The 529-nt window shown below is 45.7% G+C and carries 1 protein-coding gene; it reads right to left on the reverse strand.

Going from position 1 to position 529, the window contains the following annotated elements:
• Positions 1-329, reverse strand: a 329-nt coding sequence (gene rimP / locus ACTHSP_RS21540) for a ribosome maturation factor RimP (protein WP_440346945.1), incomplete at its 3' end; no start/stop codon positions are given.
• Positions 330-529 lie beyond the last annotated feature (200 nt).

Consider the following 529-nt stretch of genomic DNA (forward strand, 5'->3'; position numbering starts at 1 on the left):
GATTCGATGCGGCCGATGAAGTTTTTCTGACCATCAATCGGCAGGCGTGTTTTGATTTTGGCGTTCTGGCCGGCAAAGCGCACGAAGTCGGCGGCTTTTTTCAGCGGACGGTCAAGGCCCGGGCTGGAGATTTCCAAACGTTTGTAGTCGATGTCTTCAACCATAAACACGCGGCTCAGATGGTTGCTGACAGTGGCGCAGTCTTCGACGGTGATGCCGCCTTCTTTATCGATGAAAACGCGCAAATCGCCTTGTGCAGTCAGTTCGAAATCGACCAGCTCGTAGCCCAAGCCGGGCAGGGTTTTATCAAGAATGCTTTGAATATCCATGCTTCTCCAGAAGTACATAAACAAAAAAATGGCCGTGCGGCCATTTTTCGTGTGATTTGAAAAATTGACCTATTATAACTGTTTTCAAGATAAAAGAAAAGTGTTGATTTGGCGTGAATTTTTTTGAAGTGATTGCTTAAATGTAAAGGGTAGGGTCGAGGCCGTCTGAAAAGGAAATTGTTGACAAGTTTTGATATGAT

The sequence above is a fragment of the Neisseria sp. P0001.S005 genome (assembly GCF_051963715.1).